This window comes from Kitasatospora sp. NBC_01560 (assembly GCF_045208415.1).
In the GTDB taxonomy this organism is placed as follows: Bacteria; Actinomycetota; Actinomycetes; order Streptomycetales; family Streptomycetaceae; genus Kitasatospora.
On sequence record NZ_CP109364.1, the window covers coordinates 1,403,613 to 1,428,250 of the forward strand.

A 24,638-nucleotide genomic window follows, 5' to 3' on the forward strand; every position below is an offset into this window, starting at 1 on the left:
TCACGACAGGCCCAGCTCCTTGTCCAGCAGGTCGAAGACGTCCTCGTCGGAGGCCGTGTCGAAGTCGAAGGCGGCACCGGAGGCGGAGTCGCCGCGCAGGGCGGCCCACTTCGCCTTCATCACCTCCAGACGGCCCGCAACCAACTGGTGCAGCTCCTCACCGACCTCAAGGTCGGTGAAGGCCTTCTCCAACCTCTCCAGGTCGGCCAGGAGTGCGTCCGGCCCGGCCGCCGTCTCCGGGGCCAGCTCCAGCTGGGCGAAGAGCCGGTCCGTCAACTCCAGCGGTGTCGGGTGGTCGAAGACCAGGGTGGCCGGCAGCCGGACCCCCACCAGGGCGCCCAGCCGGTTCCGCAGTTCGACCGCCGTGAGCGAGTCGAACCCGAGGTCCTGGAAGGCGCGCTCCGGGTCGACCTCCGACCCGCCGGCGTGCCCGAGGACGGCGGCGATCTGGCCGCGCACCTCGTCCAGCAGCGCCCCGTGCCGCTCGGCCCCGGGGAGCCCCGACAGGCGCTGCACCAGACCGGAGCCGCCGGCGGCGCCCGCGTCCTGGGTGCGGCGCAGTGACGGACGGACCAGCCCGCGCAGCAGCGCCGGCACCTCGCCCCGCGCCCGCAGCGCCGCCAGGTCCAGCCGGACCGGCACCACGGCCGGCTCCCCGCCGACCACCGCCGTGTCGAGGAGCGCCAGCCCGTCCTCCACCGCCAGGGGCGGCATTCCGGCCCGCGCCATCCGCTGCACGTCGGCCTCGCCGAGCTCGCCGGTCATCCCACCGGTACGGGCCCACGGGCCCCACGCGAGGGACAGCCCCGGGCGCTGCAGCGACCGGCGGTGGGACGCGAGCGCGTCCAGGAAGGCATTGGCGGCGGCGTAGTTCCCCTGGCCCGGGTTGCCGAGGGTGCCCGCGGCCGAGGAGAACGTGACGAAGGCCGCGAGGTCGAGCCCCTCGGTCGCCTCGTGCAGGTTCCACGCGGCGTCCACCTTCGGCCGCAGCACCGCCGCCAGCCGCTCGGGGGTCAGCGAGCCGATCACCCCGTCGTCCAGTACGCCGGCCGCGTGGACCACCACGCGGACCGGGTGACGCCCGATCAGACCGGCCACCGCGCTGCGATCCGCGACGTCACACGCCTCGACCGTCGCCTCCGCGCCCAAGGCCGCCAGCTCGGCGACAAACCCGGCCACGCCCTCGGCCTCCGCACCCCGGCGGCCGACCAACACCAGGCTGCGCACGCCGTGCGCGACCACCAGATGGCGGGCCACGATCCGGCCGAGGCCGCCCGTCCCCCCGGTGACCAGCACCGTGCCGTCACCGGCCCACCCGGGGGCGGTCAGCTCCTCCGGGGCCGGCACCCGGACGAGCCGCGCCGCCAGCACCTCGGCACCGCGGACGAGCAGCTGCGGCTCGTCCAGCGCGAGGGCCCACGCCGGCACGGCAGCCCCGTCGCCGTCCAGGTCCACCAGGCCGAACCGGCCCGGGTTCTCCGAGATCGCCGACCGCACCAGGCCCCGAACCGCAGCGCCCGCCAGATCGGCGCCCGACGTCGCACCACGCGTCACGAACAGCAGCCGCGAGGCCGCGAAACGCTCGTCGGCCAGCCACGACTGCAACAGACCCAGCACGCGCGAGGTCAGCGCATGCACGGCCGCCGGCGTCGGGGCCGACGGATCGCCGGCGACGGGCACCAGCACCGCGCCCGGGACTTCGTCCAGCGACGCCGGATCCGCGTCCGGCGCCAGGAACACGTGCGGAACCAGGTCGGTGTCCGGCATCTGCTCAGGCGCCGGGACCGGCACGGGCACCCAGTCGAGCCGGAACATCGCGTCCCGGGAGACGCTCGCCGGCCCGCCCAACTGCTCGGCGCCGATCGGCCGGACGACGAGCGACTCCACCGAGGCGACCAGCGCACCGGTGACATCCGCGACCGCCAGCGACAAGCCACCGGCAGCGGTGCGCGACAACCGCACCCGCACTGCCGAAGCCCCCACCGCGTGCAGGGACACCCCCGACCACGCGAACGGCACCCCGGCCGGAGCCCCGCTCTCCCCCGCACCCGCCGCGACGGCGTGCAGGCTCGCATCGAACAGCGCGGGGTGCAGACCGAAGGATCCGCCGTCCACTCCCTCGGGCAGCCCGACCTCGGCGAAGAGGTCCTCGCCGAGCCGCCAGACGGCCCGCAGACCCTGGAACACCGGACCGTACTCGAACCCGGCCGCCGCAAAGCCGTCATAGAGGCCGGACACGTCGAGGGGCTCGGCCCCGGCCGGCGGCCAGATCGTCGCCTCGAACGGCACCGGTACCGCACCACCGGCCGACACGCCGTTCGCCAGCACACCGCTCGCGTGCAGCGTCCACGGCTCCTGCGCGGCGGTGCCCCGCCGCGAGTGCACGCTCAGCGTGCGCCTGCCCTCGTCGTCCGCACCGCCGACCGCCACCTGGACCTGCACGCCGCCCTGCTCGGGCAGCACCAGCGGCGCGGCCAGCGTCAGCTCCTCGACGAGGTCGCAGCCGACCTCGTCGCCGGCCCGCATCGCCAGCTCCAGCAGCGCCGTCCCCGGCAGCAGCACCGACCCGAGCACCACGTGGTCCGCCAGCCACGGGTGCGACTGCACCGAGAGCCGACCCGTGAACAGGAACCCGGCCGAACCCGCCAACTCCACCGCCCCCGAGAGCAACGGGTGCTCGGCGGCCCTCAGCCCGAGCGCCTCGGCCCCGCGGCCGCCAGGTACGGCGGTCGGCCAGAAGCGCTGGTGCTGGAAGGCGTAGGTGGGCAGGTCGGTCCGGCGGGCGCCGGTGCCGACGAGAAGCGCGGTCCAGTCGACCTTCACACCGTGGACGTGGACGCGGGCCAGCGCGTGCAGCGCGGTCGCCTCCTCGTCCCGGTCCTTGCGCAGGAGCGGCACCGTGACGACGTCCCCGGACACCGACTGCTGGGCCATCGCGGAGAGCACGCCGTCCGGGCCCAGTTCCACGAAGAGGGTGACGCCCTGGGCCTCCAGCGTGCGCACGCCGTCGGCGAAGCGGACCGCCTCACGGACGTGGCGCACCCAGTACTCCGGCGAGCAGAGCTGCTCGGCCGTGGCCAGGCCACCGGTCAGGTTCGACACCACCGGAATCGTGGGCGCGGTGAAGGACAAGCTCTCCAGCACCGCCCGGAACTTCGCCAGCATCGGATCCATCAACGGCGAGTGGAACGCGTGGCTCACCCGCAGGCGGGTCGCCTTGCGGCCCTCGAAGTGGGCACGGATCCGCTCCACCGCCTCCTCTGCACCGGAGACCACCACGGACGCCGGACCGTTGACCGCAGCGATCGACACGAACTCACCGAGGAGCGAGAGGGTTTCAGCCTCCGTAGCCTGGACGGCGAGCATCGCGCCGCCGGCGGGAAGGGCCTGCATCAGGCTGCCCCGCGCCGCCACCAGCGTGCACGCGTCCGTCAGCGAGAGCACCCCGGCCACATGCGCCGCCGCGACCTCACCGATGGAGTGCCCGGCGACGAAGTCCGGCCTGACACCCCAGGATTCGAGCAGTCGGAACAGCGCCACCTCGACCGCGAACAAGCCCGCCTGGGCGTGCACCGTCCGGTCCAGCAACTCCGCGTCCTCACCCCACACCGCCTCGCGAAGTCCGTCGAACTCCGCGCAGACCGTGTCGAACGCCTCCGCGAACACCGCGAACCGGCCGTACAACTCCCGCCCCATGCCGAGGCGTTGCGACCCCTGCCCGGAGAACAGGAAGGCACGCCGGCCCGCACCCACCGAGCCCTCCACCACACCGGCCACGGACTCGCCCGCCGCCAGCGCGGCCAGCGCCGCCGCACGGTCCGAAGCAAGCACCACCGCACGGTGGTTGAACACCGACCGCTCGGTCGCCAGCGACAGGGCGACATCCACCGAAGAGAGCTGGGTGTGCTCCTGGACGTGGGAGAGCAGGCTCGCCGCCTGCGCGCGCAGCGCGGCCTCGGTCCGACCCGAGAGCACCCACGGCACCACCCCGGGCGCCACCACCGGCTGCTCAACAGCCGGCAGTTGCGCCGGCTCGCCCTGCTCCAGGACCACGTGCGCGTTGGTGCCACTGATCCCGAACGAGGACACACCCGCACGGCGCGGGCGGCCGGTCTCCGGCCACTCCTGGGCCTCGGTCAGCAGCTCGACGGCGCCCTCGCTCCAGTCCACGTGCGAGGACGGCGCGTCCACGTGCAGCGTCTTCGGCAACACGCCATGACGCATCGCCATCACCATCTTGATCACACCCGCCACACCCGCAGCAGCCTGCGCATGGCCGATGTTCGACTTCACCGAGCCCAACCACAAGGGCTGTTCGGCCTCCCGTTCCTGGCCGTAGGTCGCCAGCAGCGCCTGCGCCTCGATCGGGTCACCCAGAGTGGTCCCCGTACCGTGCGCCTCCACCGCGTCCACATCGGCGGCCGACAACCCGCCGCTGGCCAGCGCCTGCCGGATCACCCGCTGCTGCGAGGGACCGTTCGGCGCCGTCAGACCGTTCGACGCACCGTCCTGGTTCACCGCACTACCCCGCAGCACCGCCAGGATGCGGTGCCCGTTGCGCCGCGCGTCGGACTGGCGCTCCAGCACCACCATGCCCACACCCTCGCCCCAGCCCACACCGTCCGCCGACTCGGCGAAGGCCTTGCTCCGACCGTCCGCCGCGAGACCGCGCTGCCGGGAGAACTCCACGAACGTCGTCGGAGTGGACATCACGGTCACGCCGCCGGCCAGCGCCAGCGAGCACTCACCCGAGCGGAGCGCCTGCGCCGCCAGGTGCATGGCCACCAGCGACGACGAGCACGCCGTGTCCACCGTCACCGCCGGGCCCTCCAGCCCGAACGTGTACGACACCCGCCCCGAGGCGATGCTCGGCGCACTGCCGCTGCCCTGGTAACCCTCGAACTCACGCCCACCCAACAGACTCGCGTAGTCGCTGTACATCACTCCGGCGAAGACACCCGTTCGACTGCCCCGCAGCGACACCGGATCGATCCCGGCCCGCTCGAACGCCTCCCACGACGTCTCCAACAGCAACCGCTGCTGCGCATCCGTCGCCAACGCCTCCCGCGGACTCATCCCGAAGAACTCCGGATCGAACTCCGCTGCCTCGTACAGGAAACCGCCCGAACGCGTGTAGGACGTGCCCAGGTGGTCCGGGTCGGGATCGTAGAGCGTCTCCACGTCCCAACCACGATCCGTCGGGAACCCGGAGACCGCATCCACGCCCTCCGCGACCAGCTGCCACAGACCCTCCGGCGACCGCACCCCACCCGGGTACCGGCACGCCATCCCCACGATCACCACCGGATCGTCCACCACCGACGGCAGACCGGCCGACACCTGCACGACCTCGGCCACACCACCGAACAACTCGCCCAGCAGGAACCGGACCAGCGCCTCCGCCGACGGGTAGTCGAACACCACCGTCGCCGGCAACCGCACGCCCACGACCGTGTTCAGCCGATTGCGCAACTCCACCGCGGTCAGCGAATCGAACCCGAGATCCTGGAACGCCCTCGTGGCATCCACCTCGGCCACACCGGTGTGGCCGAGCACCAGTGCGATCTGCGCACGCACCACGTCCAACAGCGCCTCGCGACGCTCCTCCGGTGCCAGGCCGGACAGCCGCCCGATCAGCTCGACGGCCGCCCCGGTCGTGGCATTCCGCCGCGTACGCATCCGGATCAGGCCGCGCAGTAGCGCCGGTACCTCACCCCGGGAGCGAATCGCCGCCAGGTCCAGCCGGACCGGGAGGACGCCGGGTACCTCGTGGGGCACGGCCGCGTCGAAGAGCGCGAGGCCCTGCTCCGGGGAGAGCGGCGGCATTCCGGCATGCGTCATCCGCTCGATGTCGGCGTCGCTGAGGGTGCCGGTCATGCCGCCGTCCTGGGTCCACGGACCCCACGCCAGCGACACACCCGGGAGGCCGGCCGCTCGCCGGTGCCGCGCCAACGCGTCCAGAAACGCGTTACCCGCCGCGTAGCTCGCCTGCCCCGCACTACCGAACGTCCCCGCCACCGACGAGAAGACCACGAACGCCGCGAGATCCAGATCCTTCGTCGCCTCGTGCAGATACCACGCCGCATCCACCTTCGGCCGCAACACCGCCGCCAGCCGCTCCGGCGTCAGCGAACCGACCACCCCGTCATCCAGCACACCCGCCGCGTGCACCACCGCCCGCACCGGATGACGAGCGACCAACGCCGCCACCGCCCCGCGATCCGCGACATCACACGACTCGACCAACACCTCCGCCCCCGACGCCGCCAACTCGGCCACCAACTCCGCTACCCCATCAACCTCCACGCCACGACGACTCACCAACACCAGACTCCGCACACCGTGCTCCGCCACCAGATGACGGGCCACCACCCGGCCCAAACCACCCGTACCACCCGTGATCAACACCGCGCCGTCACCGGCCCACGCGGGAACAGCCACCTCGACCGCAGCCGGCACCCGCACCAACCGGGCCGCCAACACCTCACCACCACGCACCAACACCTGCGGCTCGTCCAACGCAACAACACCCGAAGGCAGTTCGCCCGCACCCTCCAGATCCACCAGACCGAACCGGCCCGGCTCCTCCGACAGCGCCGACCGCACCAGACCCCACACCGCAGCACCCGCCAGATCCGATCCGCAGGCCGCACCACGCGTCACGAACACCAACCGCGACGCCCCGAACCGCTCCTCCGCCAACCACGACTGCACCAGAGCCAACACCCGCGAGGTCACGACATGAACCGCCCCGGCCACATCGGCGGACGCACTGCCGACCGGGAGTTCAACCACCAGCGCGCCCGGAACATCCACGATCGACGCCAGGTCGACATCCGGACCAGCCGTCAGGATCGGCACCGGTTCGGCGTCCGAGGCGGCGCCCGGCACGACCACCGGCGCCCACTCCACCTGGAACAAGGCGTCCCGCATGACCGCCTCCAACCCGCCCAACCGCTCGGCGCTGATCGGCCGGACGGCCAGAGACTCCACCGTGGCGACCGGCGCCCCCGAGACGTCCGCGACCGCCAGCGACAGCTTGCCGGCGCCCGCCCGCGACAACCGCACCCGCACCGCCGACGCGCCCGCCGCATGCAGCGAAACACCCGACCACGCGAACGGCACACCGCCCTGCCCCCGCCCGTCGTCATCGACGAAGGCCAACGCGTGAAGGCACGCGTCCAGCAGAACCGGGTGCAGGCCGAACGCCCCGCCGTCCACCCCCTCGGGCAACGCGACCTCCGCGAACACCTCCGCACCGAGCCGCCAGACCGCACGCAGCCCCTGAAACAGGGAGCCGTACTCGAAACCGGCCTCCGCGAACCGGTCGTAGACACCGGCCACGTCCAACGACTCGGCCCCGACCGGCGGCCAGACCGCCGCGTCGAAGGCCGCGGGCACCGCGCCGGTACCCAACAGGCCACTCGCGTGCAACGTCCAGAACCGGTCGGCCCCACCGCCCGGGGAGGAGTGGATGCTGACCGCCCGCCGGCCGGACTCGTCCGGCTCGCCCACCCACACCTGAAGCTGCACGCCGCCCTGCTCGGGCAGGACCAGCGGTGCCGCGAGCGTCAGCTCCTCGACGAGGTCGCAGCCGACCTCGTCACCCGCCCGCATCGCCAGATCCAGCAGTGCGGCCCCGGGGACCAGCACCGACCCGAGGACCACGTGCTCCGCCAGCCACGGCTGCGACTGCACCGACAGCCGACCCGTGAACAGGAACCCGGCCGAACCGGCCAACTCCACCGCGCCCGAAAGCACCGGGTGCTCCAGGGACTTCAGCCCGACGGACTCGGCGCTTCCGGCGAACGTCAGCACCGAGGGCCAGAACCGCCGGTGCTGGAAGGCGTAGGTGGGCAGCTCGACACGTCGGGCACCGGTGCCGACCAGCAACGCCGTCCAGTCGACCGGCACGCCGTGGAGGTGCAGCTCGGCCGCCGCCCGGAGCGCCGTCCGCTCCTCACTGCGGTCCTTGCGCAGGACGGGCACCAGGGCAGCGCCCTCGGTGACCGACTCCCGCGCCATGCCGGAGAGCACCCCGTCGGGGCCGAGCTCCACAAACCGGGTGACGCCCTCGGTCTCCAGGGTGCGCACGCCGTCGGCGAAGCGGACCGCCTCGCGGACGTGGCGCACCCAGTACTCCGGCGAGCACAACTCCTCGGCCGTCGCGAGACCGCCGGTCAGGTTCGACACCACCGGGATCGTGGGCGCGGCGAAGGACAGGCCTTCGACCACCGTGCGGAAGTCGTCCAGCATCGGGTCCATCAACGGCGAGTGGAACGCGTGCGACACGCGCAGGCGGGTCGCCTTGCGGCCCTCGAAGTGGACCCGGATCCGCTCCACCGCCTCCTCGGCACCGGAGACCACCACGGACGCCGGACCGTTGACCGCAGCGATCGACACGAACTCGCCCAGGAGCGGCAGGACTTCCTCCTCCGTGGCCTGAACGGCGAGCATCGCACCGCCCGCGGGCAACGCCTGCATCAACCGGCCCCGCGCCACCACCAGCGCACACGCGTCCGCCAGCGAGAACACCCCCGCCACATGCGCCGCCGCGACCTCACCGATCGAGTGCCCCGCCACGAAGTCCGGCCGCACACCCCACGATTCGAGCAACCGGAACAACGCCACCTCCACGGCGAACAACGCCGCCTGGGCGTGCACCGTCCGGTCCAGCACCTCCGCGTCCGTACCCCACACCACGTCGCGGACCTCAGGCAGCTCCGCACAGACCGCATCGAACGCCGCCGCGAACACCGCGAACCGGCCGTACAACTCCCACCCCATACCGAGGCGCTGCGACCCCTGCCCCGAGAACAGGAAGGCCAGAAGTCCTGCCGACCTCGCCGCGGTGGGGGACTCCCCACGCGCCAAGGCATCTAGCCCGGCCAGCAGTTCGTCCCGATCGGCGGCGACGACCGCCGCACCGTGGTCCAGAACAGCCCTCGTGGTGGCGAGGGAATGGGCGAGGTCGACCGGGCGGAGAGCGGGTTCCCGCGTGACCAGCGCGAGCAGCCGCTCGGCCTGGGCCCGCAGGGCCTCCGTCGTCGCGGCCGACACCACGAACGGTACCGGCGGGATTCCGATCGCGGGTTCGGGCCGGTCCGTCGCCGGCACGGATGCCGGCGCCTCCTCCACCAGCACGTGCGCGTTGGTACCGCTGATCCCGAAGGACGAGACACCCGCGCGCCGCGGACGGTCGCCCGCGTGCCACTCCCTGGCCTCGGTCAGCAGCCGGACCGCACCGGCCGACCAGTCGACCTGGCGGCTCGGTTCGTCCACGTGGAGCGTGGAGGGCAGCACCCCGTGGCGCATCGCCATCACCATCTTGATCACACCGGCCACACCGGCGGCCGCCTGCGCGTGGCCGATGTTCGACTTCACCGAACCCAGCCACAGCGGGCGGTCGGCCGGACGGTTCTGGCCGTAGGTCGCCAGCAGGGCCTGGGCCTCGATCGGGTCGCCGAGCCTCGTCCCCGTGCCGTGCGCCTCCACGACGTCGATCTGGTCGGCGGCCAGCCGGGCGTTGGCCAGGGCCTGCCGGATCACCCGGCGCTGGGACGGGCCGTTCGGTGCCGTCAGGCCGTTGCTCGCGCCGTCCTGGTTGACTGCGGAGCCGCGGACCAGGGCCAGCACGGGGTGGCCGTTGCGCACCGCGTCCGACAGTCGTTCGACCACCAGGAAGCCCGCTCCCTCGGCGAATCCGGTGCCGTCGGCAGCGGAGGCGAAGGACTTGCACCTGCCGTCGGAGGCGAGCGCCCCCTGTCGGCCGAACTCGGCGAAGACTCCGGGGGTGGCCATCACGGTCACGCCGCCGGTCACGGCGAGCGTGCACTCCCCCTGGCGCAGCGCCTGCACCGCGAGGTGCAGCGCGACCAGCGAGGAGGAGCAGGCGGTGTCCACCGAGACCGCGGGCCCTTCGAGGCCGAGCTTGTAGGAGACCCGGCCCGGGACCACGCTGCCGTTGCCGTCGCTGCCCGGGTAGTCGTGGTACATCACACCGGCGAACACGCCGGTGCGGGAGCCCCGCAGCGAGGTGGGATCGATCCCCGCCCGTTCCAGCGCCTCCCAGGAGAGTTCCAGGGTCAGCCGCTGCTGCGGGTCCATGGCCAGCGCCTCGCGCGGCGAGATCCCGAAGAAGCCCGGGTCGAACTCGGCGGCTCCTTCGAGGAACCCGCCCTCGCGGGTGTAGTGGCTGGGCCGGTCGCTGTTCGGATCGCGTACGGACGCGAGGTCCCAGCCGCGGTCGGTCGGGAAGCCGGAGATCCCGTCACCCCCGTTCGCCACCAGCTGCCACAGCTCCTCCGGGCTGCTCACGCCGCCCGGGTAGCGGCAGGCCATCCCGACGATGGCGATCGGCTCGTGCCGGGTCGCGGCGAGCTCGCGGTTGTGCGCGCGCAGCCGGGTGGCCTCCTGCCGCGCGGCGCGCAGCGCGGCGCCGTCGGCCTGGTCACCGGCCTCCTGGTCGTCGTCCGGCCGGTCGAGTTCGTCGCCGTCCTCGGCCTCCGCGGAGCCGATGGGGCGGACCTCCGCCAGCTCCAGCAGGCTGTCCATCAGGCCCGCGTCGCGGAGCCGGCTGGTCGGGATCGACCGGAGGGCGGAACGGATCTCGGCCTCGACATCACTCGCACCGTCGCCGTCGCCCGTGGCCTCGGCGAGCGTCGTGAGGATGTGGTCGGCGACCGCCTGGGCGTTGGGGTGGTCGAAGGCGAGGGTGGCCGGCAGGCGCAGTCCGGTGTGGGTGTTGAGATGGTTGCGCAGTTCGGTCGCGGCCAGGGAGTCGAAGCCGAGCTCCTGGAAGGCCCGGTCCGGTGCGATCGCCTCGGCCGAGGCGTGCCCCAGCACCCCGGCGACCTGCGCACGGACGATCTGCAGCACGGCCCGTCGGCGCTCGGCCGGAGCGAGCCCGGCCAGGCGCTCTCCCAGGGTCGTCGCCGATGCGGGTGCGTCGGCCACCGCGGCGCGACGCCTCACCGGCGTCAAGCCGCGCAGGAGCGCGGGGATCTCGTCGGTGCGGGTGCGCAGGGCGGCGGTGTCGACGCGGATCGGGACCACGGTGGCCCGCTCCGACCGCAGGGCAGCCGCGAACAGGGCCAGACCCGCCTCACGGGTGAGCGCGGGGACGCCCTGGGTCGCCATCCGCTTGCGGTCGATCTCCGTCAGAAAACTTCCCAGGCCGGCGCCGACCTCCCAGAGGCCGAAGGCGACCGACGTGGCCGGCAGGCCCTCGGAACGCCGAAGAGTGGCCAGCGCGTCCAGGAAGACGTTGGCCGCCGCATAGTTGCCCTGCCCCGCCGTCAGCACCAGACCACCGGCCGAGGAGAACAGCACGAACGCCGCCAGGTCCATCCCCCGCGTCAGCTCGTGCAGGTACCAGGCCGCATCCACCTTCGGCGCCAGCACGGCATCGAGTTGCTCATCGGTGAGGGAGGTCGTCAGCGCACTGTCGCCGACGCCTGCCGCGTGCACGACCGCCGTCAGCGCCCGCTCCGCGACGATCCCCCCGACCAGCCCGGCCAACGCCGCACGGTCCGACACGTCACAGGCCACGATCCGCACCCGCGCACCGAGCCCCTCCAACTCGGCCGCAAGCTCCGCCGCGCCCGGTGCCCCCAGGCCACGACGGCTCGTCAGCACGAGATGCCGCACACCACGCTCGACCACCAGGAACCGGGCCACCACCGCACCCAGACCACCCGTACCACCCGTGATCAACACCACGCCGTCGACATCGAGGACGACATCGGAATCCTCGGCCGGCAACCGCACCAGCCGCGGAACCAACACCTCGCCCCCACGCACCGCCGACTCCGGCTCACCCGACGCCACGGCCACCAGCGCCGCATCGACACCGACCCCGGCCTCGACGTCCACCAGCAGGAACCGGCCCGGATTCTCCGCCTGCGCCGACCTCAGCAGACCCCACACCGGAGCCTGCACCACATCCAGGCCATCCCCCTCCCCGGTGGCCACCGCACCACGCGTCACCACCACCAACCGCGAACCCGCGAACCGCTCATCCGCAAGCCACGACTGCACGACCTCCAGCACCCGACCCGTCAACGCACGCACCCCGGAAGGCACATCCACCCGCTCCGGCGCACCGCAGTCCAGCACCACCACATCCGGCACCGAACCCGACTCCGACAAACCCTCCGACAGGCCCTCCCACTCCGACCACGACGCCCCGCCACCGGCACCGGCACCGGCACCCGAGGGCACCACCGACCACTCCACCCCGAACAACGACCCGCCACCACCGCCGGCCGCACCCAACTGCTCCGCCGACACCGCACGCCCCACCATCGACCCGACCGACATGACCGGCCGACCCGACACGTCGGCGAGGGCCAACGACCATCCGCCGTCGCCGACCCGCGTCAGCCGCACCCGCAGCGCCGAAGCACCCACCGCGTGGAGGGACACGTCGTTCCACACGAAGGGAATCGCCAACTCGCCGGTGCTGGTGAGGATCGCGGCGTGCATCGCCGCGTCCAGCAGCGCCGGGTGCAGACCGAACGCCCCGCCGTCCACCCCCTCCGGCAGCGCGACCTCGGCAAAGAGTTCGCCGTCACGACGCCAGACCGCACGGAGCCCCCGGAACACCGGGCCGTAGCCGAACCCGGCGTCCGCGAAGCCTTCGTAGGCCCCGTCGACGGACACCACCTCGGCCCCGGTGGGAGGCCACTCGCTCAGCTCGAACGCCCCGGCGGAGCCGACCGAACCCGCGCTCAGGAAGCCGGAGGCGTGCCTGGCCCAGCCGTGCTCCGGCCCGTCCTGCTGACGGGAGTGCACCGTCACCGGCCGGCGGCCCGACCCGTCGGGATCGCCGACCCGCACCTGCAACTGCACGCCGCCCTGCTCGGGCAGCACCAGCGGCGCGGCCAGCGTCAGCTCCTCCACCTGCGAGCAGCCGACCTCGGCCCCGGCCCGCAGGGCCAGTTCGAGCAGGCCCGTGCCGGGTACGAGCACGCGGTCCAGGACGGTGTGGTCCGCCAGCCACGGGTGCGACTCCAGTGAGACCCGGCCGGTGAACAGAAACCCGTCCAGGTCGACCAGTTCCACGGCCGCGCCGAGCAGCGGGTGGTCCGCCGCATCCACGCCGACCGCGCGCAGATCACCGAGCGGGCTCGTGGCGTCGAGCCAGAACTGTTGCCGCTGGAACGCGTAGGTGGGCAGCTCGACCCGCCCGACCCCGGTGCCGGCGAAGAAGGCCCGCCAGTCGACCGGCACGCCGGACGTGTGCAGGCGGCCCGTCGCCGCCACCAGCGTCGAGGCTTCGTCCCGGCCCACGCGCAGCAGCGGGAGGACCAGCATCGTCTCCGCCTCCGTGTCCGGCAGGCAGTCCTGGGCCATCCCGGTCAGGACGGCATCGGGCCCGAACTCCACGAAGCGGGTCACGCCGCGCGTCTGAAGGGTGCGTACGCCGTCGGCGAAGCGGACCGCCTCGCGGACGTGGCGCACCCAGTACTCCGGCGAGCACAACTCCTCGGCCGTCGCGAGGCCACCGGTCAGGTTGGAGACGACCGGGATCGTGGGCGCGGCGAAGGACAGGCCTTCGACCACCGTGCGGAAGTCGTCCAGCATCGGGTCCATCAACGGCGAGTGGAACGCGTGCGACACCCGCAGGCGGGTCGCCTTGCGGCCCTCGAAGTGAACCCGGATCCGCTCCACCGCCTCCTCGGCACCGGACACCACCACGGACGTCGCGCCGTTGACCGCAGCGATCGACACGAACTCGCCCAGCAGCGGCAGGACTTCCTCCTCCGTGGCCTGAACGGCGAGCATCGCGCCGCCCGCGGGCAACGCCTGCATCAACCGGCCCCGCGCCGCCACCAGCGCACACGCGTCCGCCAGCGAGAACACCCCGGCCACATGGGCCGCGGCGACCTCACCGATCGAGTGGCCGACGACGAAGTCCGGCCGCACACCCCACGATTCGAGCAGCCGGAACAACGCCACCTCCACGGCGAACAACGCCGCCTGGGCGTGCACCGTCCGGTCCAGCAGCTCCGAGTCCTCACCCCACATGACCTCGCGGACCTCAGGCAGCTCCGCGCAGGCCGCATCGAACGCCGCCGCGAACACCGCGAACCGGCCGTACAACTCCCACCCCATACCGAGGCGCTGCGACCCCTGCCCCGAGAACAGGAAGGCCGTCTGGCCGCCGCCGCGGGCGGACCCGCGGTGAACGCCGGGCGCGGCCGCACCTTCGGCCAGGGCGCGAAGTCCGCTCAGCAGCTCCGCACGGTCACGGCCGACCACCACGGCGCGCTGCTCGAGCGCGGACCGGGTCGTCGCCAGCGCGTAGGCCGTCTCCCGCGGTTCCAGCTCCGGCCGGGCCTCGGCGAACGCGAGCAACCGCTCGGCCTGCTCGCGCAACGCCTCCGGCGTCGCGGCCGACACCAGCCACGGGACCGCCGCCCCGGGAGTCCCGGTCACCTCCGCCGCCGACCGGGCGGCCGGCCGCGGACCCTGCTCCAGGACGACGTGCGCGTTGGTGCCACTGATCCCGAACGCCGACACGCCCGCGCGCCGCGGACGGCCGGTCTCCGGCCACTCCTGTGCCTCGGTCAGCAGCTCGACGGCACCCTCGGACCAGTCCACGTGCGACGAGGGCTCGTCCACGTGCAGGGTCCGCGGCAGCACGCCGTGGCGCATCGCCATCACCATCTTGATCACACCGGCCACACCGGCGGCAGCCTGCGCGTGGCCGATGTTCGACTTCACCGAGCCCAGCCACAACGGCCGCTCCGGGTCACGGTCCTGCCCGTACGCCACCAGCAGCGCCTGCGCCTCGATCGGGTCACCCAGCGTGGTCCCGGTGCCATGTGCCTCAACCGCGTCAACCTCGGACGCCGACAGACCCGCGCTCGCCAGTGCCTGGCGGATCACCCGCTGCTGCGAGGGGCCGTTGGGCGCGGCGAACCCGTTGCTCGCGCCGTCCTGGTTGACGGCCGTGCCGCGCACGACCGCGAGGACCTGGTGCCCGTTCCGCAGTGCGTCCGACAGGCGCTCGACCAGCAGCACGCCGACGCCCTCGGACCAGCCCACGCCGTCCGCCGCGCCGGCGAACGCCTTGCAGCGCCCGTCCACGGACAGCCCGCGCTGGCGGCTGAACTCGATGAACATGCCGGGGGTGGACATCACCGTGGCGCCGCCGGCCAGTGCCAATGAGCACTCACCGGACCGCAGCGCCTGCACCGCCAGGTGCAGGGCCACCAGCGAGGAGGAGCAGGCCGTGTCCACCGTCAGCGCCGGACCCTCCAGGCCGAGCGTGTACGACACCCGTCCCGAGACGACGCTGCCGCCGCTGGTGCCGGAGGGGTCCGCATTGAGCGCGTAGTCGTGGTACATGACGCCGGCGAAGACGCCGGTGCTGCTGCCGCGCAGTGACTGCGGGTCGATCCCGGCGCGTTCCAGCGCCTCCCACGAGGTTTCGAGCAGCAGCCGCTGCTGCGGGTCCATGTACAGCGCCTCGCGCGGCGAGATGCCGAAGAAGCCGGGGTCGAACGCGGCCGCGTCGTGCAGGAAGCTGCCTCGGCGCGTGTAGCTCCGGCCCTCCTTGCCCGGCTCCGGGTCGTACAGGTTCTCGATGTTCCAGCCGCGGTTGGTCGGCAGGTCGGAGACGGTGTCCCCGCCGTCGACCAGCAACTGCCAGAGCTCCTCGGGCGAGGTCACGCCTCCCGGGTAGCGGCAGGCCATGCCCACGATCGCGATCGGCTCGCCGTCGAAGCGCTGCGGGCCCGCGCTGTCCGTTCCGGGGGCCTCGCCCTCGTCCGCGGCCGTGGCCTCGGCGAGCGTCGTGAGGATGTGGTCGGCGACCGCCCGGGCGTTGGGGTGGTCGAAGGCGAGGGTGGCCGGCAGGCGCAGTCCGGTGTGGGTGTTGAGATGGTTGCGCAGTTCGGTCGCGGCCAGGGAGTCGAAGCCGAGCTCCTGGAAGGCCCGGTCCGGTGCGATCGCCTCGGCCGAGGCGTGCCCCAGCACCCCGGCGACCTGCGCACGGACGATCCGCAGCACCTCGCGCTCGCGCTCGCCCGCGGTCAGCCCCGCGAGCCGGTGCTCCAGCACGGCCGTCGACGCGGCACCGCGGGAGATTGCGGCCCGCCGGGCCCGCGGCCTCAGGCCGCGCAGCAGCGCGGGGACCTCGTCGGTGCGGGTGCGCAGGGCGGCGGTGTCGACGCGGATCGGGACCACGGTGGCCCGCTCCGACCGCAGGGCAGCCGCGAACAGGGCCAGACCCGCCTCACGGCTGAGGACGGGGACGCCCTGGGTCGCCATCCGCTTGCGGTCGACGTCGGTCAGGAAACTGCCCAGACCGGCGCCGACCTCCCAGAGGCCGAAGGCGACCGACGTGGCCGGCAGGCCCTCGGAACGCCGAAGAGTGGCCAGCCCGTCCAGGAAGACGTTGGCCGCCGCATAGTTGCCCTGCCCCGCCGTCAGCACCAGACCACCGGCCGAGGAGAACAGCACGAACGCCGCCAGGTCCATCCCCCGCGTCAGCTCGTGCAGGTACCAGGCCGCATCCACCTTCGGCGCCAGCACGGCATCGATGCGCTCCGGCGTCAACGCACCGACCAGGGCGTTGTCGCCGATGCCTGCCGCGTGCACGACCGCCGTCAGCGCCCGCTCCGCGACAATCCCGGCGACCAGCCCGGCCAACGCCGAACGGTCCGACACGTCACAGGCCACGATCCGCACCCGCGCACCGAGCCCCTCCAACTCGGCCGCAAGCTCCGCCGCGCCCGGTGCCCCCAGGCCGCGACGGCTCGTCAGCACGAGATGCCGCACACCACGCTCGACCACCAGGAACCGGGCCACCACCGCACCCAGACCACCCGTACCACCCGTGATCAACACCACGCCCTCGACATCGAAGGCGACTGCCGAGTCCTCCGCCGCCAACCGGACCAGACGCGGGACCAACACCTCGCCCCCACGCACCGCCGACTCCGGCTCACCCGACGCCACGGCCACCAGCGCCGCATCGACACCGACCCCGGCCTCGACGTCCACCAGCAGGAACCGGCCCGGGTTCTCCGCCTGCGCCGACCTCAGCAGACCCCACACCGGAGCCTGCACCACATCCAGGCCATCCCCCTCCCCGGTGGCCACCGCACCACGCGTCACCACCACCAACCGCGAACCGGCAAAGCGCTCGTCCGAAAGCCAGGACTGCACGACCTCCAGCACCCGACCCGTCAACGCACGCACCCCGGAAGGCACATCCACCCGCTCCGGCGCACCGCAGTCCAGCACCACCGCACCCGGCACCGAACCCGACTCCGACAAACCCTCCCACTCCGACCAGGACAGGCCGACCGCATCACCTGACGGCACCGGCGACCACTCGACCCCGAACAACGGCCCGCCGACACCACCCCCCAACTGCTCCGCCGACACCGGGCGCCCCGTCACGGATCGGACCGAGAGCACCGGCAGGCCGGCGGTGTCGGCGACCGCCAGCGACAACCCGCCGTCGGCGAGGCGCGTCAGCCGCACCCGCACCGCCGAAGCACCCACCGCGTGGAGGGACACGTCGTTCCAGACGAACGGGATCACGGTCCCGCCGCTGCCGCTGTCAAGGATCGCGGCGTGCATCGCCGCGTCCAGCAGCGCCGGGTGCAGACCGAACGCCCCGCCGTCCACCCCCTCCGGCAGCGCGACCTCCGCGAAGAGCTCGTCGCCACGACGCCAGGCGGCCCTGAGGCCCTGGAACAGCGGCCCGTACCGGTAGCCCTGGTCAGCGAACGACTCGTACGCGCCGTCGACCGGCAGCGACTCGGCGCCGACCGGCGGCCAGACCGACGTGTCCAACGGCAGCGGCTCGGCCGTGCCGTCGGCCATCACACCGCGGGCGTGCTCGACCCAGGCCGCGTGCTCCTGGTCCTCGTCGTCCGGCTGGGAGTGCACACTCAGCACGCGCCGTCCGGAGTCGTCCGGCGTGCCGACGCGCACCTGAAGCCGCACGCCGCCGTGCTCGGGCAGTAGCAGCGGCGCGGCCAGCGTCAGCTCCTCCAGCAGCTCGCAGCCGACCTCGTCGCCGGCCCGCAGGGCCAGCTCGACCAGCCCGGTACCCGGGACGAGCACGGTGCCCCGCACCGCGTGATCGGCCAGCCACGGGTGCGACTGCACCGACAGGCGGCCGGTGAGCAGGACGCCGTCGTCGGTCGCCAGAACGACAGCCGCGCCCAGCATCGGGTGCTCGGGCGACTGCAGGCCGGCGAACCGGACATCCCCCGCACGCAGCAGGGAGCCGACCGGCCAGAAGCGCTGGTGCTGGAAGGCGTAGGTGGGCAGTTCGACGCCTCGGGCGCCGGTGCCGGCGAGGAGAGCGGTCCAGTCGACCTTCACGCCGTGGACGTGGAGGCGCGCGAGCGCGTGCAGCGCGGTCGCCTCCTCGTTGCGGTCCTTGCGGAGGACAGTCACCAGGACGGCGTCCTCACCGAGCGACTCTCGCGCCATCGCGGACAGCACACCGTCCGGACCCAACTCCACGAACCGGCTGACGCCCTGGGCCTCCAGGGTGCGCAGGCCGTCGGCGAAGCGGACCGCCTCGCGGACGTGGCGCACCCAGTACTCCGGCGAGCACAACTCCTCGGCCGTGGCCAGGCCGCCCGTCAAGTTCGACACCACCGGGATCGTCGGCGCCGTGAAGGACAGCCTGTGGACCACGGCCCGGAAGTCGTCCAGCATCGGGTCCATCAGCGGCGAGTGGAAGGCATGCGAAACGCGCAGCCGGGTCGTCTTGCGACCCTCCTGGTCGAAGTGGGCGCGGATCCGCTCGACCTCGTCCTCGGTGCCGGAGACCACGACGGCCGTGGCGCCGTTGACCGCCGCGATCGAGACGAACTCGCTTAGCATCGGAAGGACTTCGTCTTCCGTGGCCTGGACGGCGAGCATCGCGCCGCCGGCGGGAAGGGCCTGCATCAGGCTGCCGCGTGCCGCCACCAGCGTGCAGGCGTCAGCCAGGGAGAACACCCCGGCCACATGCGCCGCCGCGACCTCACCGATCGAGTGCCCCGCCACGAAGTCCGGCCGCACACCACACGATTCGAGCAACCGGAACAGCGCCACCTCGACCGCGAACAAGCCCGCCTGGGCGTGCACCGTCCGGTCCAGCAACTCCGCGTCCTCACCCCACACCACCTCGCGAAGGCTGCCGAACTCCGCACAGACCGCATCGAACGCCTCCGCGAACACCGCGAACCGGCCGTACAACTCCCGCCCCATGCCGAGGCGTTGCGACCCCTGCCCGGAGAACAGGAAGGCACGCCGGCCCGCACCCACCGAGCCCTCCACCACACCGGCCACCGACTCACCCGCCGCCAGCGCGGCCAGTCCGCCCAGGACGGCGTCCCGGTCGTCGGCCACGACCACCGCACGGTGGTGGAACGTCGATCGGCTGATCACCAGCGAGAAGGCGACGTCGGTCAGCGATTGGTCGCCCTCGTCGGCCACGTGGGAGAGCAGGCTCGCCGCCTGCGCGCGCAGCGCGGCCTCGGTCCGACCCGAGAGCACCCACGGCACCACCCCGGGCGCCACCACCGGCTGCTCAACAGCCGGCAGTTGCGCCGGCTCGCCCTGCTCCAGGACCACGTGCGCGTTGGTGCCACTGATCCCGAACGAGGACACACCCGCACGGCGCGGGCGGCCGGTCTCCGGCCACTCCTGGGCCTCGGTCAGCAGCTCGACGGCGCCCTCGCTCCAGTCCACGTGCGAGGACGGCGCGTCCACGTGCAGCGTCTTCGGCAACACGCCATGACGCATCGCCATCACCATCTTGATCACACCCGCCACACCCGCAGCAGCCTGCGCATGGCCGATGTTCGACTTCACCGAGCCCAACCACAAGGGCTGTTCGGCCTCCCGTTCCTGGCCGTAGGTCGCCAGCAGCGCCTGCGCCTCGATCGGGTCACCCAGAGTGGTCCCCGTACCGTGCGCCTCCACCGCGTCCACATCGGCGGCCGACAACCCGCCGCTGGCCAGCGCCTGCCGGATCACCCGCTGCTGCGAGGGACCGTTCGGCGCCGTCAGACCGTTCGACGCACCGTCCTGGTTCACCGCACTACCCCGCAGCACCGCCAGGATGCGGTGCCCGTTGCGCCGCGCGTCGGACTGGCGCTCCAGCACCACCATGCCCACACCCTCGCCCCAGCCCACACCGTCCGCCGACTCGGCGAAGGCCTTGCTCCGACCGTCCGCCGCGAGACCGCGCTGCCGGGAGAACTCCACGAACGTCGTCGGAGTGGACATCACGGTCACGCCGCCGGCCAGCGCCAGCGAGCACTCACCCGAGCGGAGCGCCTGCGCCGCCAGGTGCATGGCCACCAGCGACGACGAGCACGCCGTGTCCACCGTCACCGCCGGGCCCTCCAGCCCGAACGTGTACGACACCCGCCCCGAGGCGATGCTCGGCGCACTGCCGCTGCCCTGGTAACCCTCGAACTCACGCCCACCCAACAGACTCGCGTAGTCGCTGTACATCACTCCGGCGAAGACACCCGTTCGACTGCCCCGCAGCGACACCGGATCGATCCCGGCCCGCTCGAACGCCTCCCACGACGTCTCCAACAGCAACCGCTGCTGCGCATCCGTCGCCAACGCCTCCCGCGGACTCATCCCGAAGAACTCCGGATCGAACTCCGCTGCCTCGTACAGGAAACCGCCCGAACGCGTGTAGGACGTGCCCAGGTGGTCCGGGTCGGGATCGTAGAGCGTCTCCACGTCCCAACCACGATCCGTCGGGAACCCGGAGACCGCATCCACGCCCTCCGCGACCAGCTGCCACAGACCCTCCGGCGACCGCACCCCACCCGGGTACCGGCACGCCATCCCCACGATCACCACCGGATCGTCCACCACCGACGGCAGACCGGCCGACACCTGCACGACCTCCGCCGCACCACCGAACAACTCGCCCAGCAGGAACCGGACCAGCGCCTCCGCCGACGGGTAGTCGAACACCACCGTCGCCGGCAACCGAAGACCCGTCACCGCACCGAGCCGGTTCCGCAACTCCACCGCGGTCAGCGAATCGAACCCCAGGTCCTGGAACGCGCGCGTCGCATCCACCTCCGCCGCGCCCGCATGGCCCAGCACCGTGGCGATCTGCGAACGCACCACGTCGAGTACCGCCTCACGGCGCTCCTCCGCCCCCAGAGCGGCGAGTCGGCGGGTCAGCTCGTCGGCCGCGGGCGAACCGGCCACGGCCGACCGACGCGCCCGCGTACGGATCAGGCCGCGCAGCAGCGCGGGCACCTCGCCGCTCGACCGCAGGGCCGCCAGGTCCAGACGAACCGGCAGCGTCGACGGCTCCCCGCCTGCGAGCGCAGCGTCGAAGAGCGCGAGCCCGTCCTCGGGAGTGAGTGGCGGCATGCCCAACCGGGCGATGCGCTCGATGTCGGCGTCGCTGAGGGTGCCAGTCATGCCGCCGCCCCGGGTCCACGGACCCCACGCCAGCGACACACCCGGGAGGCCGGCCGCTCGCCGGTGCCGCGCCAACGCGTCCAGAAACGCGTTACCCGCCGCGTAGCTCGCCTGCCCCGCACTGCCGAACGTCCCCGCCACCGACGAGAAGACCACGAACGCCGCGAGGTCCAGATCCTTCGTCGCCTCGTGCAGATACCACGCCGCATCCACCTTCGGCCGCAACACCGCCGCCAGCCGCTCCGGCGTCAGCGAACCGACCACCCCGTCATCCAGCACACCCGCCGCGTGCACCACCGCCCGCACCGGATGACGAGCGACCAACGCCGCCACCGCCCCGCGATCCGCGACATCACACGACTCGACCAACACCTCCGCCCCCGACGCCGCCAACTCGGCCACCAACTCCGCTACCCCATCAACCTCCACGCCACGACGACTCACCAACACCAGACTCCGCACACCGTGCTCCGCCACCAGATGACGGGCCACCACCCGACCCAAACCACCCGTACCACCCGTGATCAACACCGCGCCGTCACCGGCCCACGCAGGAACAGCCACCTCGACCGCAGCCGGCACCCGCACCAACCGGGCCGCCAACACCTCACCACCACGCACCAACACCTGCGGCTCGTCCAACGCAACAACACCCGAGGGCAGTTCGCCCGCACCCTCCAGATCCACCAGACCGAACCGGCCCGGCTCCTCCGACAGCGCCGACCGCACCAGACCCCACACCGCAGCACCCGCCAGATCCGATCCGCAGGCCGCACCACGCGTCACGAACACCAACCGCGACGCCCCGAACCGCTCCTCCGCCAACCACGACTGCACCAGGTCCAGAACCCGCGCCGTCAGCCCGTGCACCGACTCCACCACGCCACCGGACGTACCGGCCGGAAGCTCGACCAGCACCACACCGGGAACATCCACCAACGACGCCAGGTCCGCGTCCGACGCCACCGTCACCAGCGGCGCCGGACCACCGTCGCCCACCGCGACCGGCACCCACTCCACCCGGAACAGCGCATCCCGGGCGACAGCCTCCGTACCCAGTTGCTCGGCGCTGATCGGCCGGACGGCGAGCGACCCCACCGAGGCGACCGGCGCTCCCGAGACGTCCGCGACCGCCAGCGACACCCCACCGGCGACCGCCCGCGACAACCGCACCCGCACCGCGGACACGCCGGCCGCGTACAGCGAAACACCCGACCACGCGAACGGCACACCGTCCAGGCCCCGCCCGTCCTCACCGGCGAACACCGAGGCATGCAGGCACGCGTCCAGCAGAGCCGGGTGCAGGCCGAACGCCCCGCCGTCCACCCCCTCGGGCAACGCGACCTCCGCGAACACCTCCGCACCGAGCCGCCAGGCCGCCCGGAGACCCCGGAACGCCGGACCGTACTCAAGACCGCCCTCGGCGATCCGCTCGTAAGCACCGGCCACGTCCAACGACTCGGCCCCGACCGGCGGCCAGACCGCCGCGTCGAAGGCCGGCGACACCGCACCCGAGGCCAGCACACCGGTGGCGTTCAGGGCCCAGGTCGACTCGTCGTCGGCGGGGCGGGAGTGCACGGTCAGCGCGCGTCGGCCGGATTCGTCCGCCTCGCCCACCCACACCTGCACCCGCACGTCACCCCGGCCGGACAGCACCAGCGGTGCCGCGAGCGTCAGCTCCTCGACGAGGTCGCAGCCGACCTCGTCGCCGGCCCGCATCGCCAGCTCCAGCAGCGCCGTACCGGGGACCAGCACCGACCCGAGGACCACGTGGTCCTCCAGCCATGGGTGCGACTGCACCGACAGGCGACCGGTGAACACGTACCCGTCCGTGTTGACCAGCTCGACGGCCGCACCCAGGAGCGGGTGCTCGGGTGATTCCAGCCCTGCGAAGCGCAGGTCCCCCGGTCGGAGCACCGCACCGACCGGCCAGAAGTGCTGGTGCTGGAAGGCGTAGGTGGGCAGTTCGACGCCTCGGGCGCCGGTGCCGGCGAGAAGCGCGGTCCAGTCGACCTTCACGCCGTGGACGTGGAGCTGCGCCAGCGCGTACAGCGCGGACGCCTCCTCGCTGCGATCCTTGCGCAGGACGGGCGCCAGGACAGCGTCCTCGGCGACCGACTCCCGGGCCATGGCGGACAGCACGCCGTCCGGGCCGAGTTCGACGAACCGCGTGACACCCTGGGCCGCCAGGGTGCGCACGCCGTCGGCGAAGCGCACGGCCTCACGGACGTGGCGCACCCAGTACTCCGGCGAGCACAACTCCTCGGTCGTCGCGAGGCCACCGGTCAGGTTGGAGACGACCGGGATCGTGGGCGCGGCGAAGGACAGGCCTTCGACCACCGTGCGGAAGTCGTCCAGCATCGGGTCCATCAACGGCGAGTGGAAGGCATGCGACACGCGCAGGCGGGTCGCCTTGCGGCCCTCGAAGTGGACCCGGATCCGCTCCACCGCCTCCTCGGCACCGGACACCACCACGGACGTCGCGCCGTTGACCGCAGCGATCGACACGAACTCGCCGAGCAGCGGCAGGACTTCCTCCTCCGTGGCCTGAACGGCGAGCATCGCACCGCCCGCGGGCAACGCCTGCATCAGACTGCCCCGCGCCACCACCAGCGCACACGCGTCCGCCAGCGAGAACACCCCCGCCACATGCGCCGCCGCGACCTCACCGATCGAGTGCCCCGCCACGAAGTCCGGCCGCACACCCCACGATTCGAGCAACCGGAACAACGCCACCTCCACGGCGAACAACGCCGCCTGGGCGTGCACCGTCCGGTCCAGCACCTCCGCGTCCGTACCCCACACCACGTCGCGGACCGACTCGAAGCCCGGCTCCGCGCAGACCGCATCGAACGCCGCCGCGAACACCGCGAACCGGCCGTACAACTCCCGCCCCATACCGAGGCGCTGCGACCCCTGCCCGGAGAACAGGAAGGCACGCCGGCCCGCACCCACCGAGCCCTCCACCACACCGGCCACCGACTCACCCGCCGCCAGCGCGGCCAGTCCGCCCAGGACGGCGTCCCGGTCGTCGGCCACGACCACCGCACGGTGGTGGAACGTCGATCGGCTGATCACCAGCGAGAAGGCGACGTCGGTCAGCGATTGGTCGCCCTCGTCGGCCACGTGGGAGAGCAGGCTCGCCGCCTGCGCGCGCAGCGCGGCCTCGGTCCGACCCGAGAGCACCCACGGCACCACCCCGGGCGCCA

The 24,638-nt window shown here is 72.9% G+C and carries 1 protein-coding gene (only partly in view); it reads right to left on the bottom strand.

Annotation, left to right across the window (positions count from 1 at the left end; genetic code table 11):
- Window positions 1-24,638 carry the 3' portion of an SDR family NAD(P)-dependent oxidoreductase gene (locus OH807_RS06020; RefSeq protein WP_406194812.1) on the bottom strand. The gene runs 6,538 nt beyond the window's last position, so only the last 24,638 of its 31,176 coding nucleotides appear in the window; its start codon lies beyond the right edge, outside the window — the gene reads right to left on this strand; it ends in the stop codon at window positions 1-3.